Raw genomic sequence first — 26,675 nt, 5'->3', positions numbered from 1 at the left:
TTCATTCGTTAGGAATAAATTTTGGAAGAATCTCAAACAGTTCACCTGCAAAATCAGCAAGACGCTGATCCGCAACAACTTCAGACATTTCGGTCCCTACCGGCATCGATAGGCGAATTAAAGCTCCGTCTGTGCGGTTTGACTTTAAGCCGCCAAGCAACAAGTTGAATTTTGCCATATATTCGTTGGCGATGTATTTGCCTCGTTGCTGGAACCAGTAGTAAACAAGTAGTTTTTGTTCACCTTTGCCAATCATGACCCGATTTACAGGTACTGAAATTCCGTTGTTATTGAGGGAAATCGTTGTCAGATCAGTAATTTTCCAACCACCTGAAGGTATGCATACTCGTGGCGAATGAGGTGTGCGGCCAGCAGATTGCTGTTCATAATAACCAGCAAACAACGTAATTGGAGGTAATCCTTCAGCTCGGTAGTGGCCAAGATAATAGTCGCTCATTTGGAGGATCTCCTGCTCAATCCTAGGCAATTGATCTTCTTCCGCAATCATTCCGTCAATCAAGAGAGGGAAGCTGGCAAAGGAGTCTCTTTCAGGAATAACAGGATCAATGGAGCGAAGCGCGAATGATAGAGGCACAAGACATACACACAGGGCGATTACAGCATAAACAGGTGTTTGAGATCGTGTTTGATAGATTGTTTCCGATCCAGGCTCAATTTTCAGAACCCCGTTACCTATTGTTGCTTTCTCCTTCTTGGTGAGTGTCAGCCAACACACTGCCAAAGTCAGGGCAAAGGAGATAAGGAAGAAAACCCAACCTTCAAATAGGTGAAAAAAGCCTTCTGAGACACCCATATCCGTGAATTCAACAAACGCACCCGTTAAGAAAATCCGGACGCTGTTCATAAAAATAGAAACAGCTGCTGCCAAAATCAGAAAGAGTATGCGTTTCCAGAGTTTGATGTCAAAGAGCATCCCTGAAAGAGCGCCAAGGCCGATCATCGGGTATAGGTATCTCAAACCGCTGCATGCTTCGGCGACTTCAAGCTTCATTTTGCCAAGGTCAATGATATTACCATCTTGAAAGACGGTAATTCCGATCGAGCGCAGCCAGAAAACACTGACATCCGATGAAAAAAGTTGCAACCCGTATGAGAGATTGGAGTTTAAAAAGCTTGGAGGGGGGACAACGAAAGGTAAAAGTATCAGCGAAGGAAAAACAAAACGGGCGTAAGCGAACCCACCAAAAGTTAGGAAAAGTCCAAAAATAATAGCAAATGTACTGAGGTGACGGACATTCTCAATCCCAGCCTTGATTGCCAGAGAATATACCACAATTGAAAAGGCTGTGATTGCTACACCGATAAATCGACCCTTATTATCAGGGCGTTTCAATAACTCGCGTCTTTTCCAGAGAAGATATAGCGAAACAGCGAGCATCAAAGGGCCGTGACTGAATTCTTCAGAATTCATCCAGGCGTCCCAAAGAAGATGGGCATCTGGGAAATAGAAGACTAAGACCAGGATTAAACTGACAGGAAGCAAGTATTTTGACCAATCTGGTTGTTGCTGGCCGGTAGTATCAGTCATTTGTGTCACTTATCGTCCCCCAATAAAGTGATGTTCATGTTTTCCCATTAATCTCGAAGATATATGGGGGAATCCTAAAAATTCAATCAAACCTAGTAATAATAATGAGTTTGACGTTCGTTCGCCTTATTTAGAACGACGCCCAATAGATTGTTGGACTGTATTTGACGGCGAGCTTCTTTCACCTCAACAGGTTTTGTTTCACCGCTGGCCACAACGAGCAAGACACAATCTACCTGCGGTAAGAAGGCAATGGTGTCATCGCCTGCCATAAGTGGTGGTAAATCAAAAATTACAATTCTGTTTTGATATCGGTTGCGAAGTTCCTGTACCAGAGCCTTAGCTTTCTTGGACATCAAAGTCTCGGCAGAATTTTTTACAGGTGTGTTATTCGGTAAGACGACCAGCCGCGGGAAGCTTGGGTTAATCAAAACGTCCTGGACTTCTGCATCATTGTTAAAGACGTCGAAAAGGCTTTTTTCAGGATGAATGCCCAAATATCTCGAAATTCGAGGGCGACGCAAGTCGAAATCTGCTACAAGCGCGGTTTTATCTGTCTGTTTCGCTATACTCAAGGCCAAATTAAGTGATACTACTGTTTTGCCGCATTCTGGTGATGGGCTAGTAATACCCAGAGTCTTCCAACCGTTTTCTTCCATTTTGCTCAAGACTTGCGTTCTGAGGACATCAAAGGCTACAGCGTCCGGATCCTCACTGTCAAAGGTGATGATCCGATTGGCCTCTAGATGCTTGGTGTTGAGCTCAATAACTTGAGTTTGGCTATAGGAAATGTCTTCTTGATCGGCCTCATGAGCTTTGTTGACAGGACGAACAGCCTTTCTTACTCCCAAATCTGGGGAGCGGCCTTGAGTTTCTCGTGCCTTGGAAATGGCATCTTTAATCCGTTCCACATCGGCCTCCTAAAATGGCAAAATATTTAGGCGTTCGACCATCGCCCATATTCTGTAAAACAGTAAATCTAGTGGTTTATAAAAGAAATGGATCATCGCAGCACCAGCCGTCATAACTAGGGCTGGTGCTAAAAGGATGGCACCGAGTTTATAACGTTTTTTCTGAATATCTCGCTGTGTCTTGATGTAGGGAATTGTGACGAGCGGTGGACTCTTTAGAAGCTTTTCCAGTTCTTTTGCGGTTCTTACCCGCCGATCTACTAATTCTATCAGAACTGCAGTACCAATGCCCGCTGAAAACGCAAGAAATACTCCAATTCCTATAAATTTTGGGCGGTTTGGCCAAACGGGCTCCGTAGGGACAATAGGTGGCTCTAACAGAACGAAACGTTCAGCCTTTTTCTCTTCCTCAAGGTTTTGAGCCAGCTTGGCCTTGCCTTGTTTCGCTTCAAGTTCTGCATATTTTTCAAGTATTTCATTGTAATTTCTGTTGAAGACAACCAATTGCCTTTCAACTTCAGGAGTTTTGAGGATCAATTCCTCGGTATTCGCTGCTTTTTCACGTAATTTACTCAGGTTTTCATTGGCAGCTGCAATAGCTTTAGAATTAGAGTCTAATCGAATTTGGATTCGATCCAAAAGCCTTTGCTTGGAGGGACTGAAGGATTTTATGGAATCCTTTTCCTCGGTGTTTGTTGCTAATTCTTCCCGCAATTGAGCTTCTAGAGCTTCGACTTTTCTTCGAAGGCCTTTAACCGTTGGGTGTTTATCAGTGAGCTGAGATAAGGAATTTGTTAGTTGGTCTTTTGCTTTTTCAAGCTCCAACTGTGTCGTGTTTTCGGGAGTTTCAGAAACACCTGACTGGGAAAAATTGCCTGACTCAGCTGAAGATAGCTCGAGTTCGAGATACTTTCTTTCTTCTATTAAGTTTTCAATTTGGAGCTGAAGAGACTTAATTTCTGCCTCGGTCCTTTCTAGCGTTCCCATTCTAATATTTAGATGTTCTGGCAGGCTATTGCTATGTTTTCGTTTGTAATCAGATATCGCAGCTTCCGCTTTGTTGAGCTCTACTTTGAGCTTTTCAGCCTCCTGTTCAAGGAATTGAGTTGTTTCTGTCGCTCTTTCTGTCCGTGTTTTTACATTTTCACTTAAAAATAGAGTTACAAACTCGTTCGCTACTTTTGCAGAAATATTAGGGTCTTCATGCTGAAAACCAACCTTAAAGGCAATTGTTGCAGTGTTTCTTATACTTGACCCTACCTGAGAAGTAATTACGTCTAGAAGTATACGCTCCTGCATCTGTTCTACTAGCTGGGTTACTGATAATCTTTTGCGATCTTCAGCAAAAACGTCATACTTATCTATAATCTTGACAAGATTACTCCGTGTCATGACACGTTGTCGAATTGTCGTAATCCGCTGATTAGGGTCTGATGTCACGGTCGATTGAACAAGTTCTACAGGGATTTGTTGGCTTTCAACGAGAACGGTGCCAAGGGATTCATAACGTTGCGGGATCAAGTAAACGACGACAACTGCTAATATTGCACCCAGCATTGCAGGTATCAAAAAGAAAAAGAAACGCCGTTTCGCGATCGACAAAATCTGCGAAAAATCGAAGGAGCTTTCCTCTTCTTCCATATTGTAATATTCAGTTGTCATATCAGGCTCTTGTTTTCACTATTCCAGCTACGCAGATTGACCGCTCTTTTTGTCAAAGTTTGGACGTAAAATATTCAATTTTGGTGAATTCCATAGCTCTAATCCCCCACTACACCCTTCTTTACACAGAAAAGTGTAAATAAATAGTGCATTACTCGCTTGAAAGGTGAAAGGCATTAGTTTTTTCGTCCGTTTTTTTAATAGGCGTTCTTGTTGATGAAGCCAACAAAGGCCGTCATGATCAGAATTTGAATGTCAAAAAGGATCGACCAATTTTCACAATAATACACGTCATGTTTAACACGGGCCTCCATCTTATCTAGCGTATCAGTTTCGCCCCTCAAGCCTTTAACCTGGGCCCACCCTGTGATGCCGGGTTTGACTTTGTGCCGACCGAAATATCCTTCGATCAAGGAAGAATATTCTTCGTTGTGATCCACAGCGTGAGGGCGTGGGCCTACTAATGACATAGATCCAAGAAACACATTAAATAATTGCGGAAGTTCATCGAGACTGGTTCTGCGGATAAATTTGCCAACTTTTGTTATTCGGGGATCGTCTCTCGTAGCTTGTTTTGTGACTTTTTCCGGTACGTCACCATGATACATTGATCGGAACTTGAAGATTTCAAATTCCTGATTGTTATACCCATAACGTTTTTGCTTGAACAAAATAGGGCCACGGCTTTCAAGGCGGATAGCTAAAGCTAGGCAAATGAAGACCGGAGAGAATAATAGGATCAAGAGTGCACTCAGAATTTTATCCTCAAGCCACTTTAACATCACACCCCATCCGGAGAGTGGAGAGTCGATCACCTCGATCATTGGGATAGATCCAAAATGCTTCGGCGAGGGCTTATTAGGAAACCTAAAACCGACAAGGTCTGAGACTAAATGCACATGGGCCGGAAGCTCACGAAGTTGCTGTACAATCTCTGCCTGGCGTTCGTCCGCATGCCAGGGAAGGGCGACAACAATATCGTCGACATGTCGCTTCCGTGTATATTGTTTCAGGGCCTCAATATTTCCTAAGAAAGCGCATTTTAATTTTGAGGTATCAATCCGGGACGCGCGGTCATCAAAAAGACCAACAACGTTATTCAGAGGATATTTTTGACCGTGACTCAGTTCTTCAATCAAATGATTGGCCTGAGGTCCTGCGCCGACGATTGCAATGTTTCGCGAGATAAGTCTTTTTCTCGCAAGATAGATCATCAGGATATATCCGATAATTCTGGCTGAAACGATAAATCCAAAACACAGAGCAAAGAAACTGTAAATCCAGATTCTGGAAAATTCATCCGAGATATGCAGAGAGAACGCGAGGGCTAACAACAGAAGAAAAGTGATCACGCAAGCGCCGCCGATCCTGGAAATCACCCCAATCGGTGCCATTATTGCTGAAAATTCATAAATCCCTGCATATCGGCCAACAAAAAAGTAGGAACTGAAGATAAAGAAGATCGCAAACAGGTAGATTTCACGAATATAGAGCGGACTTCCCAAAATCAGGGCATATGCCGAATATCCCGCCGCAACAATAAGAAGCGTATCGATAAAGCTAAATAAACCAGAGAGGACCTTTGACGAAAGTGGATAACTTTTGCCCCCCTCTAATGTCAGTTTCTGCTCCTGAATAGCACTCAACTTATTCATCCAAGTCAGTCTTTCTGATCAATATGCAACTTAGTATATAGGTTTTTATTCGAATTACGCTTACTTATTACAAAAGAACCAAATCCAAAGCCGCTCCATTTATAGGGAACTTGGTCATTGGATTTTATTAAAATAAGAAAAAGACTTATAGAAATGGTTAACGGCGTTGCATCGGAGTGTCAGTTGTTAAAAAGTAAAAGGGAATTTGCGCATCACCTTCTCAAGCTATTATGGGTCGTGATTGCAACTGTTATTACCATTGGATCTCTTATACCTGTTGATACCTTGCCGGAAACTGCAGTGGCGATAAGCGATAAAATTCAGCATGCTTTTGCCTATTTCTGCTTGGGTATAATCGGTGTCTTGGCTTGGCGGAGCTTTAAATACAGGTTGTTAGTTGTGACTATCTCATTTTTGATTGGGATTGGAATCGAGTATGTACAGCCTTTAACGGGGAGACATTTTGAATATGCGGATATGCTCGCAAATACAAGTGGACTTGTAACGGCGATAGTTTTGGGCAGCATTTGGCACTATCGGAAAAAAACAACCAATAGTATAAATTAATTGAAATAAATAAACTATAAATTATATCCAGGTTTTCTGAAGTTTGGAGGTCTGGAAATGATATCGTCAAAAACATTGGTCTTTTGGGCGCTGTTTCTAATCATTTTGATTGGGGGAGGAGCGACACTTACAACTCTTATTTGGCAGTTTAAGAATGGCTTTGCTGAGCGTCTTCAACATGATATGGCGAAAACTTCATTGATGAAGACCTCTGTGGGAGAGGTTGATGTTTTCTTCTGGTCTGGTTTGGCAAATATTTCTGAAATCACATTTTCAGATCGTGATAAAACGGTTAAGCCGCTACTAGCAGTTCGAAATCTTCAAATCTCCTTCGACCCCCTCTCATTGGCTTTTAGCCCATTAATAATCGAAACGATTAAAAGCTCAGATACTCAAATCGTGGCAAATATAACGGGTGATGGCTCCCGTCTATTAACTTGGAACAAAAGTCTGAAAGACTCTTTTCATCCAGAAGAATTCAAAAATTCTGGTCAATACAGAATTTCAACTCTTGACCTCGGAAGCGGCGTTATGGCAATTGGGCCAAATAATTTAAACGCTTCTCCGATCAGAACAATTCCCTTTCCCAAAAGCTATATTGATATGAAGGCTGAGGGTCTAACGGAGCTGAGTTCTGAAAATCAAGTGAGGCGTATTCTAATCGAAATAACAGATCAGGCATTGAATGCGACTAGTTATTCCCTGATAAAATAGGATGGTAATTTGATTAGGATATGCAGTTAGCCTTGCTCTACTTGGTGAAGATGACTAAATGTAGAGACATCCAAAAAACAGGCAGAGTGAAAACATGCAATCCTTGGTCGTTCTAGTCAGTACTGTAATTGAAATATATGTGTGGCTGCTCATTGCAAATGCGATTATGAGCTGGCTTATTGCATTCAACGTGATTAACACTCAAAATCAGTTTGTATCAACTGTTGGGCAATTTCTCTATCGGATAACGGAACCGCTGCTAAGGCCGCTTAGGCAGATCATTCCTTCAATTGGTGGTTTGGATGTGACGCCGATTGTGCTGATCTTATTACTCTACTTTATTCGAAACCTGATGTGGGAATTTTTGGTGGCATACTAATGGAGCCTCCTTTTGAAGAAAGAGCCGAAGGAATTCGGCTCTTTTTGCGTTTGCAGCCAAACGCCTCTGCCAACCGAATAGATGGCCTTTATCAGGGCAGTGATCGAAATCGATTAAAACTATGCGTGACAGCTCAGCCCGAAAAAGGAAAGGCGAATAAAGCTGCAATAAAGCTTCTGTCTAAATTTCTTTCTTGTTCACCGAGCAGTTTGGAAGTAATTCAGGGGCAAACAGACCGAAATAAGACAGTTTTTGTCGGTGGAGAGGTTTCGTCTTCCCTGCTTAAGCTGCAAGTCTGGTTTTCTGAGCAAAGAGACAAGGTGAACAACTGATGGTAGCCGAGCGAATTGACGGAAAAGCCTATGCCCAAACTGTCCGGGAGCGTGTTGCAGGGCAGGTTGCCTTTCTGAAATCCAAATATGACATTACCCCCGGGCTTGCTGTGGTTCTAGTGGGGGAAGATCCCGCCAGTCAGGTCTACGTGAGAAATAAAAACAAAGTCACAGTAGAAGCGGGCATGAAGTCCGAGGAAATTCGGCTGGAGAAAGACGCAACGCAAGCTGAAGTTTTGGCTGTTGTCGACCGGCTGAATAATGATCCCACCATTCATGGTATTCTGGTGCAACTCCCGCTCCCGCCACAAGTTGATGAGATGGCTGTGATTAATGCCATTGATCCTGCAAAAGACGTGGACGGGTTCCATGTGATTAATTCCGGTCGCCAGGCTGTGGGGCTGGATGCAATGGTGCCTTGTACGCCACTCGGCTGCATTACACTTTTGAAAGAGCGTATCGGAGATTTATCTGGCCTCAATGCGGTGGTTGTCGGGCGTTCCAATATTGTGGGCAAGCCCATGGCCAGTTTATTACTGGCAGAAAACTGCACAGTAACAATTGCACATTCCAAAACCAAAGACCTTCCTGGCCTTTGCCGTACTGCTGATATTTTGGTCGCGGCAGTTGGGCGTCCAGAAATGATCCGTGGCGATTGGGTGAAAGACGGCGCAACTGTTATTGATGTTGGGATTAACCGGATCGAAACCGAGGGCGGGAAAAGCCGATTGGTTGGTGATGTCTGCTATCCAGAAGCTGAACAAAAAGCAGGTGCAATCACGCCAGTTCCTGGAGGCGTCGGCCCCATGACAATAGCATTTCTGCTGGTTAATACCGTAACAGCCTGTTGCCGAAGCAATAATATCGAAATTCCTGAGATCGAATAACTATATACTCTTAATGAGAAGTATAAACAGAACACATTTAGCCTTCCTAAAAACTGTTGTTGTTGGAGTTCTGACAGGAGTGGTTGCAGGGATAGTATTGTTGGCCATTCCAGGAGCTGGTTTGTTGTTGCTCGTAGGTGTGCTTGGCCTTCAATGGGATTTGAGCTGGATGCCAGAAGTCTCCACCATGATGGCAATCGGTGGCGTATGTGGTGGCGCGTTCTCTGCTTTTCTCTTCATCAAAGACCGACACGTCCCTTATGTGGAAGAGGTCCAGGATTTCGAAATAGATGAGGATCCGCCGGGGCCAAGGCATTAAAAAAGGCGCCCTTTGAGGCGCCTTTCGTATTCTCCTGAGATTGCTTGAATCAACCGCCTTTTTGACGGTGCAGCAAACGAAGCCGCAAGGCATTAAGTTTGATAAAGCCTTCTGCATCCCGTTGGTCGTAAACTGTATCTTCTTCAAAAGTGACATGTTCCATCGAGTAGAGAGAGAATTTACTCTTCCGTCCGACGACACTGACGCGACCTTTAAACAGTTTAAGGCGGACAACGCCGCAAACTTTTTCCTGGCTCTTGTCAATCAATGCCTGGAGCATTTCCCTTTCAGGTGAGAACCAGAGGCCATTGTAAATCAGCTCAGCATAGCGAGGCATAATGTCATCTTTTAGATGCATCGCGCCGCGATCAAGAGTGATTTGCTCAATCCCGCGATGCGCTTCCAACATGATAGTACCGCCTGGGGTTTCATAAATGCCCCTGGATTTCATGCCAACAAAACGCCCTTCTACCAAGTCAAGGCGGCCAATTCCGTTGTCTCCAGCAAGTTTGTTTAGGGCCGTCAGCATTTCTGCCGGGCTCAGTTTCTTACCGTCCAGAGCAATCGGATCGCCCTTCTCATATTCGATCTCAATATATGTGGGTGTGTCCGGAGCATCTTCAGGCGCAACCGTGCGAGAATAAACATATTCACCCGCTTCTTCCCAAGGGTCTTCCAAAGCCTTACCTTCAGCTGAAATGTGCAAAAGGTTGGCGTCTACAGAAAATGGTGCTTCACCGCGCTTGTCCTTAGGGATCGGGATCTGGTTTTTCTCAGCAAAGTCGATCAATTTGGTCCGGGAGTTCAGGTCCCATTCCCGCCAAGGGGCAATCACTTTGATATCTGGATCAAGTGCGTAATAGCCCAGTTCGAAGCGAACCTGGTCATTACCTTTGCCTGTCGCTCCGTGGGCGACCGCATCTGCACCAACTTCATGAGCGATTTCAATTTGTCGCTTGGAAATTAGTGGGCGGGCGATTGACGTGCCGAGTAAGTATTGCCCCTCATAAACCGCATTTGCGCGGAACATTGGAAACACGAAATCGCGGACAAATTCTTCTCTCAGGTCATCAATGTAGATTTCTTTGATCCCCAGCAGTTCCGCTTTCTGGCGGGCTGGCTCAAGTTCTTCACCCTGACCAAGATCAGCGGTAAAGGTCACAACCTCACAGTTGTAAGTTGTCTGGAGCCATTTGAGGATGACAGACGTATCCAGGCCACCTGAATAGGCCAGTACGACTTTTTTAATGTCTTTAGACATGACGATAACCCTTAATGAGAAACAATGTCCGAATAATTGAAGCGCGCAAAATAGGGGAAAAGCGAATGGCCTGCAAGGGAAAGCAACTGCATCCCTTGCAGCATTCTGAATTAGCTGTTGACGGCTTGTCGTCGGGCTGAGGCCCGCTCTTTTGTGCTCGCCGTTTTTAACTGACCACAGGCAGCCATGATATCCTGACCACGTGGAACGCGCACAGGTGAGGAGTAGCCAGCATCATTGACGATTTTGGCAAATCGATGGATCGCATTGTTGCTGGAGCATTTGTAGTTGCTACCGGGCCATGGGTTGAACGGAATTAGATTGACCTTGGCTGGAATGTCTTTCAACAGGCGAACCAGTTCACGGGCATCCGCAGGGCTGTCGTTAATCCCATCCAGCATCACATATTCGAATGTAATCCGGCGGGCATTATTACTGGCGGGATAGTCCTTACAAGCCTGAAGAAGTTCTTTGATCGGATAACGCTTATTGATTGGAACCAGAATATCTCGAACATCATTGCTAACCGCATGAAGCGAGATCGCTAGATTAACACCCAGCTCTTCACCACATTGATAGATCTTAGGAACAACGCCAGATGTCGATAGGGTAATCCGCCGCTTGGAAAGCGAAATGCCTTCCCCATCCATAATGATCTGCAGGGCTTTCGACACATTGTCATAATTCAGCAGGGGTTCACCCATACCCATCATAACGATGTTTGAAATCATCCGGTTACCCTTTGGGCTCGGCCATTCATTAATCGTGTCCCGTGCGACCAACATCTGGGAGATAATTTCACCAGCGGTTAAGTTCCGCACAAGTTTCATAGTGCCTGTATGGCAAAAGCTGCATGTCAGGGTGCAACCTACCTGGCTTGAGACACAAAGTGCGCCCCGATCCTCCTCTGGAATATGAACCGATTCGACTTCCTGTCCATCAGGAAACTTGACAAGCCACTTACGGGTGCCGTCTGTGGATTGCTGTAGGCTTGTAATTTCAGGCCGCTCAACCGTGAAGTTTTCTGGTAGTAGTGCCCGCATATCCTTAGAGATGGATGTCATATCCTCAAACGAACTGGCACCCCGATAATAAAGCCAATGAAACAGCTGCCGGCTGCGCATTTTTGCCTGTTTTTCAGGGGTTCCCGTTTCAAAAAGGGCATCCGCCATTTCTTTGCGGGTCATCCCTACAAGGCTTTTGCGGATAGCCAATAGCTCCGGCTGCCGGTCGACAGCTTCCACATCTGGGATTAGGTGTTCCATGGGTCACTTATACTTCTATAGTAGGAGCGCAAAACCTTACCGGTGCGCTCCGAAAAATTCGTCCGGCCTTGCCGGTCTCTAGCTGCAGCTTTTTCTAATCTGCTTATGTGCCGCTGTAAAGCCTTGTAATGAATATGTGTCCGTGGTGTCCGTACCACGTGACGATGTTCCTTTGACCGTCATGCGGGAACCACCGCGCATGGCTTTGATCAGCTTGTCATCACTTTCGCCTTCTGGAACCCACGCGACGTCATCATCTGTAGCCAACTTAAACTTTCGTTTGTCGATTATGACATCAACAGTCGATTTATCTTTGTACGGGTAACCTGTTACGTGGCTGACTTCTTCTTTGGAGCGTGACTTGGGCCGGTAGGTAACCATCATATAAATATCACCGCGACTGACATTTGTGGGCAGCGACTTCAGTGGACGTGACAACATATAACAAACCTTCTGACCGGCTTCGACCCAGGTATAAGCGCTCCAGTCCTTGAATGTCCCAAGCGCACGTGGGTCATTACTAGCTGCTAAAGTATTTGAGGCGGCGAAACTCAGTGTCCCAAATAGGACTAATCCCAGTGCTTTCATTCTGTAGTTATTTAACATGATCTCAGTCTGTCTGCTCTTGGTTACGGTGCTCGTCTATGTCCATCAAAGGGTCCCGGATATGCTACCCTAAACCCTTTGCCTTCTTCAAGGTACGGTTCTTTGGTTTTCCCTGCACGTGATCAGGAAGCGGAACTGCTTTGCCAAGTTCGCTCGTTGGACGTTTGGCATAGCGGCCATGGGAAATGACACGATCATACATAACCACGGCCCCCGCTGTTGCAACATTCAAACAGAAACTTGTCGGAATTTTGATGAAATAATCACATTTTTCCTGAAGTGCGGGTGAGAGTGAACCTCTCTCTCGCCCAAGGACATAGGCGGCGCTAATTGGATGGTAGAAGCTGGGAAGTTCCACTGCTTCATCCAAGAGCTCGACGCCGACAAGTTTACACATTTTGGGGAGTTGCAGGTCGTCAATGGTTTCAAAATCATACCAGGGGATATTTTTGGGAGCGACGCTGGTATCTGAGCGCGCTTGGCGAACAGAATATTCAGCACCAATTGTGAAAACAAAACTTGCGCCGAACGCATGTGCGGTCCTGAAAAGGTTGCCAGCGTTCATTGGTTTGCTGACACCTTCAATCCCAATTCCAAAATAGCCTCTGCTTGACATAAATAGGGTTACTCCATGGCAGATCATCGGATATGGTTGAGAGAGTTAGTAAAATTTATCCGCTAGGACAATCCCCATGTTAAAGCAAAATCCAAAAAACACGAACAGCGAGCCGATCACAGTTGAGGTATGGCGCGGCAAGATGGTGGAAAGCTTGCATCACGTCAACGCTGTGGTGACGGATAGTGATGGTGCCATTCTGCATTCATGGGGAAATGTGGAAAGCCCAGTATATCTCCGCTCAGCAATCAAGCCAGTGCAAGCTTTGCCGCTGGTCGAAACGGGGGCTGCGGATGCGTTTTCCGTATCTGAGCAGGAGTTATCCCTTGCATGCGCGTCCCATACTGGGGAAGACATTCATGTCAGTGCAGTCACAAAATGGTTAGAGCGTTTAGGTCTATCTATCGAGGAACTGGAATGCGGGGCGCATTGGCCGACCTACCCGCCTGCAGAGAGAGCTCTGGCTGCAAAAGGTTTGATGCCAACAACCGCGCATAATAATTGCTCTGGAAAACATACCGGGTTTTTGGCGACTGCTTTACATCTAGGAGAGGATCACAAGGGATATATTCGTCTGGATCATCCTGTTCAGCAACGAATTGTGAAAGTGTTGGAGGAGTTTACCGGACTCGATCTGGAAAAAGCTGAAGTTGGCATTGATGGCTGCTCTATTCCGACAATTGCAATTCCCCTTTTAAACTCTGCGATGGCGATAGCGCGATTTGCGGACCCAAACCGGTTTTCAGGCGATCGTGTTGCGGCTTGCAAACGGATTCAGAGTGCTATTGCAAAAGCACCTGAAATGATTGCCGGATCTGATCGGTTGTGCACCGCACTAAACCGATCCGCAAAAGGATCTGTTATCGCAAAGGTCGGGGCAGAAGGCGTTTATCTCGCTGCTTTGCCCGACCAAGGACTGGGTATAGCACTTAAGACTTTGGATGGCACAAAGCGCGGGGCTGAAGTTGCACTCGGCGGAATTCTTGAGCTCTTAGGTGTCATGTCAGAGGATATGCGGCGTGAAACTGCAGATTTCACGGCACCTGTAATCACCAACTGGAACAAGATGAATGTGGGGCATATGTCGGTTATCGACAATTAATGCAAATCACCTAATTGACCCGACGCGTAAAACTGACTTAACTTGTGCAGCGCAAAAAATCAGAATAACCCCTTAAACGGGCGAGGAATGGGAAGAAAATGAAAGCATTAGTCTGTAAAGAATTTGGTAGTCCTGACATCTTGGTCATGGAAGATATTGCAGAGCCTGAAGTCTCCAAAGGCATGGTCAAAATACAAGTTCATTCAGTTGGCCTGAACTTTCCGGACACTTTGATGATCGCAGGGAAGTACCAGTTTAAACCGCCTTTCCCGTTCTCTCCAGGAATGGAAAGCGCTGGAATTGTTACTGAGGTTGGCGAGGGTGTCACAAAAATCAAGGTTGGTGATCGTGTGATGTCTAACCATGGTCATGGTGGCTTTGCCGAATATGTGGTCGCTCCGGAGGACGGAACTTACGTTATTCCTGACAATATGGCCTTTGATAAGGCGGCCGGTTTTCCTGTGACTTATGGTACGACGTATCATGCTCTAGTTGATCGAGGGAATTTGAAGAAGGGTGAAGTTCTTCTAGTTCATGGCGCGGCTGGTGGTGTTGGCCTGAATGCCGTTGAGCTGGGTAAAGCCCTCGGCGCCACAGTGATCGGGACTGTCGGCTCAGATGAAAAGTTTGACATCGTCAAGGAATATGGCGCCGATCATGTGATCAATTATTCCAAGGAGAGCATCAAGGACCGGGTCAAGGAACTGACCGGTGGTAAGGGTGCTGACGTGATTTATGATCCCGTTGGGGGCGACGCTTTCGACCAGTCTATGCGCTGCATCAACTGGGAAGGCCGTTTGCTTGTCATCGGTTTTGCGTCTGGCCGAATTGCTGAATTACCAACGAACCTAGCGTTGCTGAAAGGCTGTTCAGTTGTTGGGGTGTTCTGGGGCGAGTTTGCGCGTCGTAATCCTGAAAAAAACCGAGCTAACTTCCAGGCTATGCTGGATATGGTGGAACGTGGTGAATTAAAGCCGCATGTTTCCATGCATTTCCCATTGGAGCAGGGAGCAGATGCAATGAAGGCGCTTCTATCCCGTAAATCTACCGGGAAAGTGATCATTACGGTCAAGGAATAGGTAGATCTGTGGCTAAAGGACGGAAAGGGAGAGACCAAGCGGTCAAAAACCAGTATGAGGACTTTCCCTATCCACCTCGCGATCCTGAAGATGAGCGAAAACGTTTAATCTTCGGTAGTCCCAGTAATCTGGAAGAGGTTAATCACTACCTTTTTGGCGGAAAAAGAGATTTTTCCAAACCCTTCAGAGCGCTTGTTGCGGGTGGGGGAACCGGCGATGCTGCGATCATGCTGGCGCAACAGCTAGCCGATCACGGAAATGCTGGAACAGTAACCTACCTGGACCTCTCAACAGCTAGTCGCAAGGTGGTTGAAGCCCGTGCAAAAGTGAGGGGGCTTCAAAATATGGAGTTTCATACAGGTTCCCTTCTTGAGCTTCCGTCAATGGGGTTTGAGCCCTTTGACTACATAGATTGCTGCGGGGTTCTTCATCATTTGGAAGACCCGGAAGAAGGTTTAAAGGCTTTAGAGGCTGTATTGACCGACGAAGGTGGTATGGGTCTGATGGTTTATGCCACGCTGGGGCGGACAGGCGTTTATCATGTCCAGGACGCCTTGAAGATGTTGACCCGCGATCTTCCTCAAAAGAAACAGGTTCCTTTGGCCAAAACCTTTGTAGAGCAGTTGCCATCGACAAACTGGCTTGTTCGGAATCCTTTTGTTGGAGACCATAAACTGGGAGAAGACGCAGCTTTTTTTGACCTGCTTCTGCATCCCAGAGATCGCAGCTATACGGTTCCTGAAGTCTATGACTTTGTTCAATCTGCAGGTCTTCAGCTAATCACGTTCATTGAGCCCGTAAAATATGATCCGGTTACTTATCTAAAAGACAAAGACCTGATCAAGCGAGCCCGAGAGCTTAAGCCAGAAGAGCGAGCGGCATTGGCGGAAAATATGAGTGGGACCCAGAAAATTCACCTTTTCTATGTCCTGAAAGACTCAGCCCGTCCCAATGTTGCAAGCATAGAACCTGGAATGATTCCCGTCCTGAAAAGAGGGAACCCTCCAGAGGCTTTAGCCGCTGCATTTAAGGGAAAAAACAAATTTCCGATTACCTTCGATGGGGAACAAATTGAGTTTTCCTTACCGGAGAAGAGTGCCGAGATCGTTGCATTGATTGATGGTGTTCGGACGCTTTCAGATATTCAGTCTGAATTGAATTTGAATTGGGAAAAGTTTCGAAGTCTTTTCGCTCCCTTTTTCAAATTGTTAAACGGGTGGAACATTCTTTGGCTGAAGTCTTCGAGGCTCAACTCTGATTGACATTTTGTCAGTGTGCAGTTGCGAAAAAAGGACATTTCCAATCCTGATTAATATGGTTATGATCTGCCCCGAACTCACATGTGCAGTGACCAGTTCGCGGTCCGCAGACTGGCCGATGGGCTAGGAAAACGAAACTGTACACAGAAATAGGGTAAGGTAGGAGTCATCACTAATGGCAAATAAGTTATATGAAAATGCCGCAAGTGCGCTGGACGGCCTTCTGTTTGATGGGATGACCATCGCAGCCGGTGGTTTTGGCCTTTGTGGTATCCCGGAAAATTTGATCACTGCTATTCGGGATTCTGGTGTTAAGGATCTCACCGTTTACTCCAATAACGCTGGTGTCGATGATTTCGGGCTGGGCTTGTTGCTGCAAACCAAGCAAGTGAAGAAGATGGTCTCTTCCTATGTTGGTGAAAATGCAGAATTTATGCGCCAATATCTGTCCGGAGAACTAGAGCTTGAATTCAATCCACAAGGAACGCTTGCTGAACGGATGCGTGCTGGTGGTGCCGGTATTCCTGGGTTTTATACAAAAACAGGGGTTGGTACACTGATTGCCGAAGGCAAAGAAGAAAAGGTCTTTGATGGGGAAACCTATATCCTTGAACGGGGTATTGTTGCAGACCTTGCTATTGTAAAGGCATGGAAAGGTGACGATCACGGAAACCTTGTTTATCGGAAAACTGCCCGCAACTTTAATCCGATGGCAGCAACATGCGGAAAAGTGACTGTTGCTGAAGTTGAAGAGATTGTTCCTCTCGGGTCTTTGGATCCAGACAATATTCACACGCCGAGCGTATTCGTGCAGCGGATCCTTAAAGGAGAGCACGAAAAACGGATTGAACAGCGGACTATTCGGGAAGCCTGAAAGGAGATAAATGATGCCTTGGGATCGTAATCAAATGGCTGCCCGCGCAGCACAGGAACTGGAAGACGGAACCTACGTAAATCTGGGAATTGGTATTCCCACACTTGTGTCCAACTATATCCCTGATGGGGTTGATGTAACCTTGCAATCAGAAAATGGCATGCTTGGCATGGGACCTTTTCCAACAGAGGATGAGATTGACGCTGACCTCATTAATGCAGGGAAGCAGACTATTACTGAGCTGAATCGTACCAGTTATTTTAACTCCGCTGATAGCTTTGCCATGATACGTGGTGGACATATTGCGCTTTCAATTTTGGGTGCGATGGAAGTCTCCGAAAAAGGAGATCTGGCAAACTGGATGATTCCAGGAAAGCTCGTCAAGGGAATGGGCGGTGCAATGGACTTGGTTGCCGGCGTGAAGCGCGTCGTGATTATCATGGACCATGCCAATAAAGCAGGTGAAAGCAAGCTTTTGAAAGAATGTACACTGCCACTAACTGGTAAAGCAGTGGTAGACAGGATTATCACTAATCTAGGTGTGTTCGATGTGGTAGAAGGCGGCTTGAAAGTCGTAGAACTGGCACCGGATGTGACCATGGACGAGGTTCTGGCAAAAACAGAAGCCAATATTGTTCAGTAACTGAACGGTATCAAAATCTAACAGAAAACATTTAAAGCCCGGTTTCATGACCGGGCTTTTTATTATTATTGGGTCAGTCCTAAATCTGCATCGGAGGCAAACTGGAACTTGTTCTGGGGTGGCCAGGGACGATGTTTCCAGTCTGGCTTAAAGTTAAAGCTTGATACCGATCTGCCTTCAGGTAGTGCTCCGTTCCCAAACCCGCGGGCGTAGTCATAATAAAGTTTCACGATTTCTTCTTTGCAAACTTGTTGAGCGGCTGGGTGTTCCAGGCAGGCTGAATGCCATTTTTTAACGCGTGCAAAATCGTCTGTTTCAGGGATGTGGAAATCTTCATAATATTCAAGAAACCAGAACCGCATGAACATAGGTGTATATACTGTCTCGGCCAAGCCAAAGTCATCAAACAGATAGGTGCCATCAGGGTTGTACTTCATCAGAAATTTGTTGAAATCAGCGTAGTGACCTAACAGTTTTTCTCTTAGCGCTGCCCGTTCGTTATCGTCCTGGTTCATCACAAATAGGTACCCAGTTGTTGTAAAGGCGCCTTCATTCGCAATCATTAGATTTTCGATTGCATGCTTATAGGGGGACGCTCTCCTGATCTGCTTGGACCCAAGGACTTCATCCAGATATGTTAAGAGAACAAGGCTTTCTTTTAATATCTCTCCATCTGGTGTTTCCAGTACTGGTAATGCGGTGGTTCCATCTGTCTTAGCCAGCAATTCCGGATCTCTGGGTTTAGTGATGTCCACTACCTTGAATTCCAATGCATCTTCCATTCCCTTCAGCGCCAATAAAATCTCAAGCCGTTGGGAGAAAGGGCAAACTGGTATGTGATAAATCGTTGCGCGTTTATTCATTCTGACGAGGCTCCCAAAATCTTTTGCTGTTTCTTATTTCTGAGGTGGTTAGCTTATATTCTGAACGTATTAGGGAAATGAAATCTAGGCAAGAAGAGACGGCAATTTTGGTAAGAGCTAATTGGAGAGGGCGGAGGGTTCAAACTTTGCAAATTCATTGACGGTATCAATTATGTATTTGCTTTTTGGCCCCTGATTACAGATTACGCCAAGTTTCTGCACATATAGCGGGGTTTCATGGGCGTTTAAGAAATCTTTGAACTCACCATAATCCCGAACAAGGGATTGGTACTCTTCCCAAACCATGATCATCGCATCGATCCGCCCTCTTTTTAATTGATTGGCAAGACGATAATTGTCGTGATTAACCACATAATTGTAGTTTCCTTCGGGGAGGATATTTTGCATGCCATCTTTATCGTAAGGAATTCCGATTAATAAATCTTCGAAGCCCTTCAAATTATCAACAATTGGCTTTGAGTTAGAGAAAACAACCCATCTTACGGTAGCCAAAGGTTTGCTACCCACAATTTTCTTTTCTTCCACGTTCACATCTACCGAACCTGGTGTTACGCATTGAACTTTATTGATGTAAAATAATCGGTAAGCTCGCGGAGCGTTCATGGGCTGAAAAGTTAGGTCTGTCTGTGTCTCAATATAGTTTTTTAGGGCTTTAAAAACGCCTCCGACGGCCCCGTTGTAGGATCCGATTTGTTTCCCATGAATGCCAGTGACATCCGCCATCACAATATCAGCTGCCTTTACCTGATAGCTGCAGAGGTATAGGGTAATAATTGTCAAAATCTTTATTGGCATACTGTCTCTGGTTTTTTGTTCTCATATGAAAATATAGTCCAAAAACTTATAAAAAAGAAAAAAATGAGATTTTATGAATATAGTACCTCGAAAAAACGCAGGGCTGCTCTGCAAACATAACTATTTAAATCCATGAGCAAGCGTACTATCCTGAGGCTATGATATCGATGCGTTCTTCGATCCGTCCCTTTACAAATGCCCCTGCCGCAATTCAAGCCGCTATTCTCATGGTGATTGGGTGCTTCTTCCTCGCAGGGTTGGGCGGATTTATAAAATATTTGTCTGACACCGGGATGCATGTGCTGGAAATTGTTTTCTTGCGCAATTTGGCCGGCTTAGTTGTGTTGATCCCCTGGTTTATGAAAAATGGCGTCAGTGCCATGAAGACGAAAAGGCCGGGTCTTTATGCTGTTCGAAGCATATTTGGGTTCGTTTCAATGGTCTCCTGGTTTGCTGCTGTGACCATTATTCCTCTGGCTGAAGCCGTTGCTTTGAATTTTACGGCGCCAATTTTTGGGACTATCTTAGCAATTGTCGTGTTGCATGAAGTTGTCCGCATCAGGCGGTGGGCAGCAATCGCGGTTGGCTTTATTGGTGCAATGATCATTCTGCGTCCAGGTGCAATTGAGCCAAGCGCAGGAACATATCTCGCCCTCTTTGCAGCTGTGACGATGGCCTGCTCCATTACATGTGTGAAAATGCTGGCCCGGACTGAAAGCACACCTGCCATGGTCGCCTGGGTGCAGCTAATTATTTTACCAATGTCACTTGTCCCGGCTTTGTTTGTTTGGCAGATGCCAACTTTGGAAGACTTGATCATTGTCGCTGCTATGGGGTTGTGTGGGACTTTTGGACATTTGTTTATGACCCGGGCTTATGCCGTCGCTGATGCGACTTTTGTAATGCCATTTGATTTCTCTCGTCTTGTTTTTTCAGCGATTATTGGCTTTATTTTCTTTGCGCAGGAGCCGGACGTCTATGTCTGGATCGGGGCTGCAGTTATCTTCGCCTCTTCGGTGTATATCGCCATGCGGGAAGCCAAGAAAGGCCAGTCAGAACCGCAAAGCAAGAATGCGGCTGTCGGATGAGAAAGTTTCCAGGGGCCGGATCATAATGGGTAAATCTGCGGCGCTAAGATTGGGGGAGCTGAACTCCAAGATGTCAATCCTGCCGGGAAATGTCCGAGGAGCACTCTGGATGCTTTTTGGCAGCCTTCTTTTTTCGGTTATGAGCCTTGGGGTCAAGTATGCCGGGCAACATATGGACAGTTTCCAGATTGGTTTTTTCAGAGCTTTTTTCGGCCTTATCGCTGTACTGCCTTTTGTGTTCTATAACGGTATTCTGAGTGTTCGGACATCTCGTCTCGGTCTACATTTTGTTCGGACACTGGTGGGGATAACGGCGATGCTGTCCGCTTATTATGCGATCACGCATATGCCGCTTGCAGATGCGGTCGCTCTCTCTTTCACGCGTCCTTTGTTTTTGATTATTCTTGCCGTTCTCCTGCTTGGGGAGGTCGTACGTTGGCGGCGCTGGACGGCAACCTTTGTCGGGTTTATTGGCGTTGTGATCATGATGCAAGCCAATGCAGATGTGGGGTTCGCCTCTGCCGTTGGCTTGTTTAGTGCTTTTATGGTGGCTTTTGTTTCGGTCTTTTTGAAAAAATTGTCCCAAACCGAAGGCTCTATCACCATTATGTTTTACTTTGGTTTGTTCGGGACATTTCTGACGGCTATTCCAGCCAGTCAGGTCTGGATCACCCCCAGCTGGGAAGATATTCTGGTTCTTCTGGGCGCATCCGCGTTTGGAGCTGGTGGGAATTTCTGCATGATCCGCGCACTGAGAGTAGGTGAGGCAACAGCCGTCTCTCCGTTTGACTATATGCGCCTCATCTTTTCAGGCATATTCGCTTATTTCCTGTTTGCCGAGGTTCCCACCCTGACAATGGTTGCGGGTGCACTGATCATTGTTGCTTCCACCCTCTACATCTTTCAAAGAGAAGCCAAAGCTCGGAAACGCGAAGCAAAGATTTCTGGCTAGATCATCCATTCTTGTCTTCGTTGCCAAACTTTTTCCCACACGGATTTTTTTTCATTATGCTTAGGGCTGCGGAGTAACGACAAGACCTTGTGCGCTAACATTCGGGAAAAGGGCCACATCGCCAACAAAGTTTTTCCAACAGGTTTAGAGAGTGAAGAAAAATGTTTATCTATTAAGCACATTTTGGCTTTGATAAGCTTAACTAGCTTGTCTGCAGGAACAGTTTCTGAAGCTCCACCATGATGAATAATAACTGCATCCGAAGTTACCATAGGTTTTGCACCAGCTTTGGCCGCTCTCAGACAAAAATCCGCTTCTTCTCCGTACATAAAGAAATCTGGATGAAAGCCGTTCAGCTTATCCCAAAAGTCTTTTTCGATTAAGAAGAAACAACCAGAAACAATATCCACCTGTCTAACTCCATCGCGATCCCAACCCCCAATGCCTTCTGAGTTGAATAGAGTTGATTTGCGAAACAATGAGCTAAGACCGAATGCTTGGCTAATTAGGCTCCATAGAGATTGTTTTGACCAACAAGAAGATGGGTTAAGGTCCTTGTTTTCAAACACTGTTTTCCCGCCCCAAATTAGAGCTTTCGGGTGTTGATTTCTGAATGACAACAACTTGTCAATTGCTGAGTCTAGGACTTCTGTATCTGGATTCAGTAGCAGTATTAAATTACCATTTGCTTCCTTGATCGCTGCATTGTTAGCTGCAGCAAACCCAATATTTTTCTTTCCTTGAATTAGTTTGACTTTATCGCCATACACCTTAGCAATCTGATCTGCTGAATTGTCACTGGAATCATTGTCATAAACAATGACCTCATATTTTGTATCATGCGTTTGTTGAAAGACTGTTTTGATGCACTTTAAAGTCATGGTGCATGTGTTGTAACTTACTATTATTATGGATAATTCGATCAAATCGCCATTTTCTTGAATGTTGCCCGGCATTTTAGAATTTAACCTTATGGTTATAGTAATCTAGTCAAGCTAATTTACTAAATACTACTGTTTATAAAATGATTAATTGATTTTTTCCTGTTAGTGCTCAATCTCTCTGTAAAAAATTTATATTTATTTAAATTATAGGAAAGTCATTGTGAATTTAGTATTGCCGCATGATGTGCGATGTGATCTTCCATGAAAGTTGCCATCAGGTAGTAGCTGTGGTCATAGCCCGGCTGGATCCGTAAATTTACCTGCTGGCCCGCGTCTTTGCAGGCCTCAACAAAGCGCTCTGGTTTTAGCTGGTCTTTGTAGAAGGGATCGGCATCTCCCTGATCAATCAAGATGTTTCCGTTAAATCGTTTTCCTGCTTTGATCAGTTCCGTTGCATCATACTGGCTCCAGGTGGAAGTGTCGGCACCTAAATAGCCCTTAAAAATCTTCTGGCCCCACGGAACTTGTGTAGGCGCGACAATCGGGGCAAAGGCTGAGACTGACTTGTACCGCTCAGGGTTTTTGAGGGCGATCGTCAACGCTCCATGGCCGCCCATCGAATGACCTGTAATACCCGCTATATCGGTATGAATATTGAAATTTTGAGCAATGAATTCTGGCAGTTCTTCAACACAATAGGCATACATCCTGTAGCCATTTTTCCAGGGATCTTCAGTTGCGTTCAGGTAAAATCCAGCCCCTGTCCCAAAGTCATAATCATCGTCTTCACCAGCATAGCCTAATCCGCGTGGGCTGGTATCGGGGCAAACGATGGCGATCGAGTGTAACTCCGCATACTTCTGGAAACCGGCTTTTGTAGTTGCATTTTCCTGCGTACAGGTTAGTCCCGACAGATAATACAGAACCGGTACCTTTTGGGATTTAGCAGCGCTTGGGAGAAACACACTGAATTCCATATCGCAGCCAGTTTCTCTTGATGGGTGCTTGTAGACACCTTGAGTGCCACCAAAGGCTTTTTGCTCACTGACGATGGTGAGTGTCATAAGTCCAGCTCCAAACCGATATTAGTAAACAACGACAGATCGGATACTTTCGCCTGCATGCATCAAGTCAAAACCCTTGTTGATGTCTTCCAGCGGCATCGTATGCGTGATGAGATCATCAATATTGATGTTGCCATCCATGTACCAGTCTACAATTTTCGGTACATCGGTTCTGCCTTTGGCCCCTCCGAAAGCGGTTCCGCGCCAAACACGCCCGGTAACCAATTGAAAAGGACGAGTTGAAATCTCTTCACCGGCTCCAGCAACACCAATGATGGTGCTTTCCCCCCATCCTTTATGGCAGCATTCCAAGGCCTGCCGCATGGTTGTTGTGTTGCCTATACACTCGAAAGAATGATCGGCACCGCCATCGGTTATATCAACCAAATAAGGAACGAGGTCACCTTCCACTTCTTTTGGATTGACAAAGTGGGTCATGCCAAATTTTTCCGCCAATTCTTTGCGGGCCGGGTTCAAATCTACACCGATAATTTTATCAGCTCCTACAAGGCGTGCGCCCTGAATGACATTGAGACCGATGCCTCCAAGACCAAAAACAATGACATTGTCGCCAGGGCGGACTTTAGCCGTGTTAATAACGGCGCCAACGCCGGTTGTGACGCCACAGCCGATGTAACAAACCTTATCAAAGGGGGCGTCCTCTCGGATCTTAGCGAGGGCTATTTCCGGTAAGACAGTGTAATTGGAGAAGGTTGAGCAGCCCATATAGTGGTAGATTTTTTCCCCGTTTAGAGAAAAGCGGGACGTACCATCTGGCATCAGCCCCTGACCTTGTGTTTCCCGAATTGCCTGGCACAGATTGGTTCTACCAGATGTACAGTAGCTGCACTGACGGCACTCCGGTGTATAAAGAGGAATAACATGGTCCCCAACCTTAAGAGATGTGACACCCGGTCCAACTTCAACAACAACCCCAGCACCCTCATGGCCTAAAATCGCAGGAAAAATGCCTTCCGGATCAGCGCCGGAGCGCGTGAATTCATCGGTGTGACAAATGCCGGTCGCTTTCACCTCAACAAGAACCTCACCAGCGCGGGGGCCTTCCAGTTGAACGGTTTCGATCTGAAGCGGCTCTCCCGCCTTAAACGCAACTGCTGCTTTGGTATCCATTCAGGCCTCCCATTTTTTAAGAATTAGAAGGGGATCATAGCCTTCTGATTTCCCTAAGTGAAGTGACGATCTTAACTGGCGCTAGAATTGTTTTGTTCTTTTTCCAGAAATTTTCGGGCGCGATCACGATGACGGTCTGTGACATGTTTTTGAACTGTCGAGATAGCTGCCATTAAAACGCTTGCGTCATCTGTAAAGCCCAGACCGGCAATGAAATCCGGAATGACATCTGCAGGCATGATAAAATAGGCAAGCGCTCCGAACAGGATCGCTTTCACAAACGCTGGGCTGTCCCCATCCATGGCGCAATAAAAGGCAGCTGTCACATCCTCAGCGAAAGGGATCTTTCCTATATTCGCCCGCAATTTTTGCCCAAACTCGCGCATGACAAGCTTTTTATCTTTATCCAGCTTGTCCTGATCAAAGGCATAGAGATCATCTTCTTCAGTCATGGTCCTTATATGCCTCCTTATGCCTGCATTTACAACTTCTGAAGCTTTCCTTTTCTGAAATCTGCGTGTATTCAATGACACCAGTATTGCTGATGAAGGAATAAAGCAGGAGATAATAAGAATGGATATCAACGGTAAAGCTGCGATCGTCACCGGAGGAGCGTCAGGTTTGGGCGCGGCCACATCAAGAGCGCTGGCAGCTGCGGGAGCGAAAGTCGCGATCCTGGACATGAACGAGGATCTCGCGAAGGAAGTGGCGTCTGAAATTGGTGGAACCGCAGTTCCAGTCAATGTGGCTGATGATGCCTCTGTTGAGGCAGCGTTTGAGGCAGCGACGGCCGCTCATGGTGTGGCTCGTATTTTAGTCAACTGCGCTGGTATTGGCCCAGCAGCTAAAACAGCTTCAAGCAAAGGAATGCATCCGCTTGATCGGTTTGAACAGGTTATCAATGTTAATCTGATCGGCACATTCAACTGTATTCGCCGCGCGTCGCAAGCGATGCTTGATTTGGAACCCATGGAAAGCGGTGAGCGCGGTGTTTGCATCAACACAGCTTCAGTTGCGGCCTTCGATGGCCAAATTGGTCAAGCAGCTTATTCGGCGTCCAAAGGGGGTATTGTTGGAATGACGTTGCCAATTGCGCGTGACCTTTCCAGCGTTGGTGTCCGGGTGATGACAATTGCGCCAGGACTATTCAAGACACCATTATTAATGGGCCTTCCACAAGAGGTTCAAGATAGCCTCGGTGCTTCTGTGCCGTTCCCAAGCCGTCTGGGGGATCCTTCCGAATATGCTGCATTGGCAAAGCATATTTGCGAAAACCAGATGTTGAACGGTGAAGTAATTCGCCTCGATGGCGCGATCCGTATGGCGCCAAGATAAGCAACCTTAATGTCAGGGGTTCAGCCTCCTGCAATTTCATTCATGAAGCGGGCGAGGGTAATGTCTTTTTCAGATACTCCGCCCGTATCATGAGTGGTCAGAGTGACTTCGACCCGATTATAGACGTTAAACCACTCTGGGTGATGGTCCATCTTCTCGGCTTTTAGCGCCACCTGCGTCATAAATCCAAATGCTCTGTTGAAGTTTTTAAAGGTGAATGTCTTTTGTAAGGCGTCCCTGTCTGTTTGCCGCGCCCATCCTGATAATTCAGCGATTTGGGCCTGCAAGCTTTTGTCACTCATCCGATCTCCTTTCGGTCTTTGCCAAAACCGTCTCCGTTTCGTATATGTATCAGAAATGGAACTTATTCGCGAGTTGCTCTCCCATGCCTGCTGTTCTCTTTGTTTGTCTTGGCAATATATGCCGCTCTCCCTCAGCTGAAGCTGTTTTTACAGCGTTGGTCCAGGATAAAGGCTATGCGGAGCATATCCTGGTTGATAGCGCGGGAACGGGTGCCTGGCATGTAGGCAATTCGCCAGATGACCGCGCGCAACGGGTCGGACAAGAACTTGGTTTTGACCTGTCAAGCCCGCGAGCGCGTCAGGTCAGCGTCCATGACTTTCAGAGATTTGATTATATCGTTGCTATGGATCGCAGTAATTTTAATAATCTCCAGCGGCTCTGCCCGCCCAATTATGGTGGCCAGTTGGCGATGATGCTTGATTTCGCCGGTCAAATGGGGGAAGAGGTTCCCGATCCCTATTATGGTGGGATAGAAGATTATTATCACGTATTTGATCTGCTAAAACCGGCCGCCGCTGGTCTTTTGGATCACGTTGTCTCGAAATTCGAACTGTAGTTG

30 protein-coding genes are annotated in these 26,675 nt (G+C 46.0%); 15 read left to right on the top strand and 15 right to left on the bottom strand.

The window, feature by feature from the left end; translation table 11 throughout:
• Nucleotide 1 precedes the first annotated feature (1 nt).
• The 4 genes from xrtD to HH301_RS00675 form a co-directional block, all read right to left on the bottom strand.
• Nucleotides 2-1,549: a VPLPA-CTERM-specific exosortase XrtD gene (gene xrtD / locus HH301_RS00690; protein ID WP_169566115.1), complete on the bottom strand. Its 1,548-nt coding sequence runs from the start codon at nt 1,547-1,549 to the stop codon at nt 2-4.
• A gap of 92 nt (nt 1,550-1,641) precedes the next feature.
• Nucleotides 1,642-2,460 (bottom strand): AAA family ATPase, encoded by an 819-nt coding sequence (locus tag HH301_RS00685; protein WP_206378107.1) that lies wholly within the window; start codon nt 2,458-2,460, stop codon nt 1,642-1,644.
• Between the two features lie 9 nt (nt 2,461-2,469).
• Complete coding sequence (locus HH301_RS00680; protein ID WP_169566114.1) at nt 2,470-4,122, bottom strand: GumC family protein; 1,653 nt, start codon at nt 4,120-4,122, stop codon at nt 2,470-2,472.
• 197 nt (nt 4,123-4,319) lie between these two features.
• On the bottom strand, nt 4,320-5,777 hold the full coding sequence (locus HH301_RS00675) for an undecaprenyl-phosphate glucose phosphotransferase (RefSeq protein ID WP_169566113.1): 1,458 nt from the start codon (nt 5,775-5,777) through the stop codon (nt 4,320-4,322).
• Between the two features lie 117 nt (nt 5,778-5,894).
• On the opposite strand from HH301_RS00675, the gene HH301_RS00670 reads away from it, so the two are divergent.
• The 6 genes from HH301_RS00670 (at nt 5,895) to HH301_RS00645 (ending at nt 8,975) form a co-directional block, all read left to right on the top strand.
• On the top strand, nt 5,895-6,344 hold the full coding sequence (locus HH301_RS00670) for a VanZ family protein (protein ID WP_169566112.1): 450 nt from the start codon (nt 5,895-5,897) through the stop codon (nt 6,342-6,344).
• A 57-nt stretch (nt 6,345-6,401) separates the two neighbouring features.
• Nucleotides 6,402-7,058 (top strand): hypothetical protein, encoded by a 657-nt coding sequence (locus HH301_RS00665; protein ID WP_169566111.1) that lies wholly within the window; start codon nt 6,402-6,404, stop codon nt 7,056-7,058.
• Nucleotides 7,059-7,152: 94 nt separating this feature from the next.
• Complete coding sequence (locus HH301_RS00660; protein ID WP_169566110.1) at nt 7,153-7,437, top strand: YggT family protein; 285 nt, start codon at nt 7,153-7,155, stop codon at nt 7,435-7,437.
• Complete coding sequence (locus HH301_RS00655) at nt 7,437-7,769, top strand: DUF167 domain-containing protein (RefSeq protein WP_169566109.1); 333 nt, start codon at nt 7,437-7,439, stop codon at nt 7,767-7,769. Before HH301_RS00660 ends, HH301_RS00655 begins: the two co-directional genes overlap by 1 nt.
• A complete protein-coding gene (gene folD, locus HH301_RS00650) occupies nt 7,769-8,656 on the top strand; it encodes a bifunctional methylenetetrahydrofolate dehydrogenase/methenyltetrahydrofolate cyclohydrolase FolD (RefSeq protein WP_169566108.1) in 888 nt (295 codons plus the stop codon). Before HH301_RS00655 ends, folD begins: the two co-directional genes overlap by 1 nt.
• Before the next feature lie 13 nt (nt 8,657-8,669).
• Entirely contained in the window at nt 8,670-8,975 is a 306-nt protein-coding gene (locus HH301_RS00645) for a hypothetical protein (protein WP_206378106.1), read from the top strand.
• 49 nt (nt 8,976-9,024) lie between these two features.
• Here the strand turns inward: HH301_RS00645 and HH301_RS00640 are convergent, their stop codons facing one another.
• From HH301_RS00640 to HH301_RS00625, 4 genes are all read right to left on the bottom strand, one after another.
• Nucleotides 9,025-10,236, bottom strand: coding sequence for an argininosuccinate synthase (locus HH301_RS00640; RefSeq protein ID WP_169566106.1), 1,212 nt, complete (start codon nt 10,234-10,236; stop codon nt 9,025-9,027).
• A 110-nt stretch (nt 10,237-10,346) separates the two neighbouring features.
• The gene (gene rlmN, locus HH301_RS00635) at nt 10,347-11,501 is read right to left on the bottom strand and encodes a dual-specificity RNA methyltransferase RlmN (protein WP_169566105.1); all 1,155 of its coding nucleotides are present in this window, start codon (nt 11,499-11,501) and stop codon (nt 10,347-10,349) included.
• Between the two features lie 78 nt (nt 11,502-11,579).
• Nucleotides 11,580-12,107 (bottom strand): invasion associated locus B family protein, encoded by a 528-nt coding sequence (locus HH301_RS00630; protein WP_169566104.1) that lies wholly within the window; start codon nt 12,105-12,107, stop codon nt 11,580-11,582.
• Nucleotides 12,108-12,171: 64 nt separating this feature from the next.
• Entirely contained in the window at nt 12,172-12,723 is a 552-nt protein-coding gene (locus tag HH301_RS00625) for an RNA methyltransferase (protein ID WP_169566103.1), read from the bottom strand.
• Nucleotides 12,724-12,799: 76 nt separating this feature from the next.
• Here HH301_RS00625 and HH301_RS00620 point away from each other — a divergent pair, with 76 nt between their 5' ends.
• From HH301_RS00620 to HH301_RS00600, 5 genes are all read left to right on the top strand, one after another.
• Nucleotides 12,800-13,825: an asparaginase gene (locus tag HH301_RS00620; protein WP_169566102.1), complete on the top strand. Its 1,026-nt coding sequence runs from the start codon at nt 12,800-12,802 to the stop codon at nt 13,823-13,825.
• A 98-nt stretch (nt 13,826-13,923) separates the two neighbouring features.
• Nucleotides 13,924-14,904 (top strand): NADPH:quinone oxidoreductase family protein, encoded by a 981-nt coding sequence (locus HH301_RS00615; protein ID WP_169566101.1) that lies wholly within the window; start codon nt 13,924-13,926, stop codon nt 14,902-14,904.
• Nucleotides 14,905-14,912: 8 nt separating this feature from the next.
• Nucleotides 14,913-16,166 (top strand): methyltransferase, encoded by a 1,254-nt coding sequence (locus HH301_RS00610; RefSeq protein ID WP_169566100.1) that lies wholly within the window; start codon nt 14,913-14,915, stop codon nt 16,164-16,166.
• A 172-nt stretch (nt 16,167-16,338) separates the two neighbouring features.
• Nucleotides 16,339-17,037 carry a CoA transferase subunit A gene (locus tag HH301_RS00605; RefSeq protein ID WP_169566099.1) on the top strand — a complete coding sequence of 233 codons (699 nt, stop codon included), beginning with the start codon at nt 16,339-16,341 and terminating at the stop codon, nt 17,035-17,037.
• A 13-nt stretch (nt 17,038-17,050) separates the two neighbouring features.
• Entirely contained in the window at nt 17,051-17,680 is a 630-nt protein-coding gene (locus HH301_RS00600; protein ID WP_169566098.1) for a CoA transferase subunit B, read from the top strand.
• A 65-nt stretch (nt 17,681-17,745) separates the two neighbouring features.
• On the opposite strand, the gene HH301_RS00595 is transcribed toward HH301_RS00600, so the two are convergent.
• Both HH301_RS00595 and HH301_RS00590 read right to left on the bottom strand, forming a co-directional pair.
• Nucleotides 17,746-18,543, bottom strand: a complete 798-nt coding sequence (locus tag HH301_RS00595; RefSeq protein ID WP_169566097.1) for a glutathione S-transferase family protein — start codon at nt 18,541-18,543, stop codon at nt 17,746-17,748.
• A 117-nt stretch (nt 18,544-18,660) separates the two neighbouring features.
• Complete coding sequence (locus HH301_RS00590; RefSeq protein ID WP_169566096.1) at nt 18,661-19,359, bottom strand: hypothetical protein; 699 nt, start codon at nt 19,357-19,359, stop codon at nt 18,661-18,663.
• Between the two features lie 167 nt (nt 19,360-19,526).
• Between HH301_RS00590 and HH301_RS00585 the strand changes: the two genes are divergently transcribed.
• Both HH301_RS00585 and HH301_RS00580 read left to right on the top strand, forming a co-directional pair.
• Nucleotides 19,527-20,447, top strand: coding sequence for a DMT family transporter (locus HH301_RS00585; protein ID WP_169566095.1), 921 nt, complete (start codon nt 19,527-19,529; stop codon nt 20,445-20,447).
• A 25-nt stretch (nt 20,448-20,472) separates the two neighbouring features.
• The gene (locus HH301_RS00580) at nt 20,473-21,399 is read left to right on the top strand and encodes a DMT family transporter (RefSeq protein WP_169566094.1); all 927 of its coding nucleotides are present in this window, start codon (nt 20,473-20,475) and stop codon (nt 21,397-21,399) included.
• Here the strand turns inward: HH301_RS00580 and HH301_RS00575 are convergent.
• The 4 genes from HH301_RS00575 to HH301_RS00560 all read right to left on the bottom strand — a co-directional run bounded on the left by HH301_RS00575 (nt 21,396) and on the right by HH301_RS00560 (nt 24,930).
• Complete coding sequence (locus HH301_RS00575; RefSeq protein WP_206378105.1) at nt 21,396-22,355, bottom strand: glycosyltransferase family 2 protein; 960 nt, start codon at nt 22,353-22,355, stop codon at nt 21,396-21,398. The genes HH301_RS00580 and HH301_RS00575 overlap by 4 nt on opposite strands.
• A 143-nt stretch (nt 22,356-22,498) precedes the next feature.
• Nucleotides 22,499-23,347: an S-formylglutathione hydrolase gene (fghA, locus tag HH301_RS00570; protein ID WP_169566093.1), complete on the bottom strand. Its 849-nt coding sequence runs from the start codon at nt 23,345-23,347 to the stop codon at nt 22,499-22,501.
• 21 nt (nt 23,348-23,368) lie between these two features.
• Nucleotides 23,369-24,478 (bottom strand): S-(hydroxymethyl)glutathione dehydrogenase/class III alcohol dehydrogenase, encoded by a 1,110-nt coding sequence (locus HH301_RS00565; protein ID WP_169566092.1) that lies wholly within the window; start codon nt 24,476-24,478, stop codon nt 23,369-23,371.
• Between the two features lie 71 nt (nt 24,479-24,549).
• Nucleotides 24,550-24,930: a YkvA family protein gene (locus tag HH301_RS00560; protein ID WP_169566091.1), complete on the bottom strand. Its 381-nt coding sequence runs from the start codon at nt 24,928-24,930 to the stop codon at nt 24,550-24,552.
• Between the two features lie 121 nt (nt 24,931-25,051).
• On the opposite strand from HH301_RS00560, the gene HH301_RS00555 reads away from it, so the two are divergent.
• Nucleotides 25,052-25,813: an SDR family NAD(P)-dependent oxidoreductase gene (locus tag HH301_RS00555; RefSeq protein WP_169566090.1), complete on the top strand. Its 762-nt coding sequence runs from the start codon at nt 25,052-25,054 to the stop codon at nt 25,811-25,813.
• A gap of 20 nt (nt 25,814-25,833) precedes the next feature.
• On the opposite strand, the gene HH301_RS00550 is transcribed toward HH301_RS00555, so the two are convergent.
• Complete coding sequence (locus HH301_RS00550; RefSeq protein ID WP_169566089.1) at nt 25,834-26,115, bottom strand: 4a-hydroxytetrahydrobiopterin dehydratase; 282 nt, start codon at nt 26,113-26,115, stop codon at nt 25,834-25,836.
• Nucleotides 26,116-26,198: 83 nt separating this feature from the next.
• Between HH301_RS00550 and HH301_RS00545 the strand changes: the two genes are divergently transcribed.
• Nucleotides 26,199-26,672, top strand: coding sequence for a low molecular weight protein-tyrosine-phosphatase (locus tag HH301_RS00545; RefSeq protein ID WP_169566088.1), 474 nt, complete (start codon nt 26,199-26,201; stop codon nt 26,670-26,672).
• Nucleotides 26,673-26,675 lie beyond the last annotated feature (3 nt).

It is taken from the genome of Sneathiella limimaris (assembly GCF_012932565.1).
Classification (GTDB): domain Bacteria; phylum Pseudomonadota; class Alphaproteobacteria; order Sneathiellales; family Sneathiellaceae; genus Sneathiella; species Sneathiella limimaris.
Note: the sequence above shows the minus strand (reverse complement) of the source record. Positions and strands in the feature narration are given on the sequence as shown.

What these genes read in the sequence shown, in the direction of transcription:
- xrtD (WP_169566115.1), bottom strand. Translation starts at nt 1,549, where the DNA reads ATGACTGATACTACCGGCCAGCAACAACCAGATTGGTCAAAATACTTG.
- HH301_RS00680 (WP_169566114.1), bottom strand. Translation starts at nt 4,122, where the DNA reads ATGACAACTGAATATTACAATATGGAAGAAGAGGAAAGCTCCTTCGAT.
- HH301_RS00675 (WP_169566113.1), bottom strand. Translation starts at nt 5,777, where the DNA reads ATGAATAAGTTGAGTGCTATTCAGGAGCAGAAACTGACATTAGAGGGG.
- HH301_RS00665 (WP_169566111.1), top strand. Translation starts at nt 6,402, where the DNA reads ATGATATCGTCAAAAACATTGGTCTTTTGGGCGCTGTTTCTAATCATT.
- HH301_RS00660 (WP_169566110.1), top strand. Translation starts at nt 7,153, where the DNA reads ATGCAATCCTTGGTCGTTCTAGTCAGTACTGTAATTGAAATATATGTG.
- HH301_RS00655 (WP_169566109.1), top strand. Translation starts at nt 7,437, where the DNA reads ATGGAGCCTCCTTTTGAAGAAAGAGCCGAAGGAATTCGGCTCTTTTTG.
- folD (WP_169566108.1), top strand. Translation starts at nt 7,769, where the DNA reads ATGGTAGCCGAGCGAATTGACGGAAAAGCCTATGCCCAAACTGTCCGG.
- HH301_RS00645 (WP_206378106.1), top strand. Translation starts at nt 8,670, where the DNA reads ATGAGAAGTATAAACAGAACACATTTAGCCTTCCTAAAAACTGTTGTT.
- HH301_RS00640 (WP_169566106.1), bottom strand. Translation starts at nt 10,236, where the DNA reads ATGTCTAAAGACATTAAAAAAGTCGTACTGGCCTATTCAGGTGGCCTG.
- rlmN (WP_169566105.1), bottom strand. Translation starts at nt 11,501, where the DNA reads ATGGAACACCTAATCCCAGATGTGGAAGCTGTCGACCGGCAGCCGGAG.
- HH301_RS00630 (WP_169566104.1), bottom strand. Translation starts at nt 12,107, where the DNA reads ATGTTAAATAACTACAGAATGAAAGCACTGGGATTAGTCCTATTTGGG.
- HH301_RS00625 (WP_169566103.1), bottom strand. Translation starts at nt 12,723, where the DNA reads ATGTCAAGCAGAGGCTATTTTGGAATTGGGATTGAAGGTGTCAGCAAA.
- HH301_RS00620 (WP_169566102.1), top strand. Translation starts at nt 12,800, where the DNA reads ATGTTAAAGCAAAATCCAAAAAACACGAACAGCGAGCCGATCACAGTT.
- HH301_RS00615 (WP_169566101.1), top strand. Translation starts at nt 13,924, where the DNA reads ATGAAAGCATTAGTCTGTAAAGAATTTGGTAGTCCTGACATCTTGGTC.
- HH301_RS00605 (WP_169566099.1), top strand. Translation starts at nt 16,339, where the DNA reads ATGGCAAATAAGTTATATGAAAATGCCGCAAGTGCGCTGGACGGCCTT.
- HH301_RS00600 (WP_169566098.1), top strand. Translation starts at nt 17,051, where the DNA reads ATGCCTTGGGATCGTAATCAAATGGCTGCCCGCGCAGCACAGGAACTG.
- HH301_RS00595 (WP_169566097.1), bottom strand. Translation starts at nt 18,543, where the DNA reads ATGAATAAACGCGCAACGATTTATCACATACCAGTTTGCCCTTTCTCC.
- HH301_RS00590 (WP_169566096.1), bottom strand. Translation starts at nt 19,359, where the DNA reads ATGCCAATAAAGATTTTGACAATTATTACCCTATACCTCTGCAGCTAT.
- HH301_RS00585 (WP_169566095.1), top strand. Translation starts at nt 19,527, where the DNA reads ATGCGTTCTTCGATCCGTCCCTTTACAAATGCCCCTGCCGCAATTCAA.
- HH301_RS00580 (WP_169566094.1), top strand. Translation starts at nt 20,473, where the DNA reads ATGGGTAAATCTGCGGCGCTAAGATTGGGGGAGCTGAACTCCAAGATG.
- HH301_RS00575 (WP_206378105.1), bottom strand. Translation starts at nt 22,355, where the DNA reads ATGCCGGGCAACATTCAAGAAAATGGCGATTTGATCGAATTATCCATA.
- fghA (WP_169566093.1), bottom strand. Translation starts at nt 23,347, where the DNA reads ATGACACTCACCATCGTCAGTGAGCAAAAAGCCTTTGGTGGCACTCAA.
- HH301_RS00565 (WP_169566092.1), bottom strand. Translation starts at nt 24,478, where the DNA reads ATGGATACCAAAGCAGCAGTTGCGTTTAAGGCGGGAGAGCCGCTTCAG.
- HH301_RS00560 (WP_169566091.1), bottom strand. Translation starts at nt 24,930, where the DNA reads ATGACTGAAGAAGATGATCTCTATGCCTTTGATCAGGACAAGCTGGAT.
- HH301_RS00555 (WP_169566090.1), top strand. Translation starts at nt 25,052, where the DNA reads ATGGATATCAACGGTAAAGCTGCGATCGTCACCGGAGGAGCGTCAGGT.
- HH301_RS00550 (WP_169566089.1), bottom strand. Translation starts at nt 26,115, where the DNA reads ATGAGTGACAAAAGCTTGCAGGCCCAAATCGCTGAATTATCAGGATGG.
- HH301_RS00545 (WP_169566088.1), top strand. Translation starts at nt 26,199, where the DNA reads ATGCCTGCTGTTCTCTTTGTTTGTCTTGGCAATATATGCCGCTCTCCC.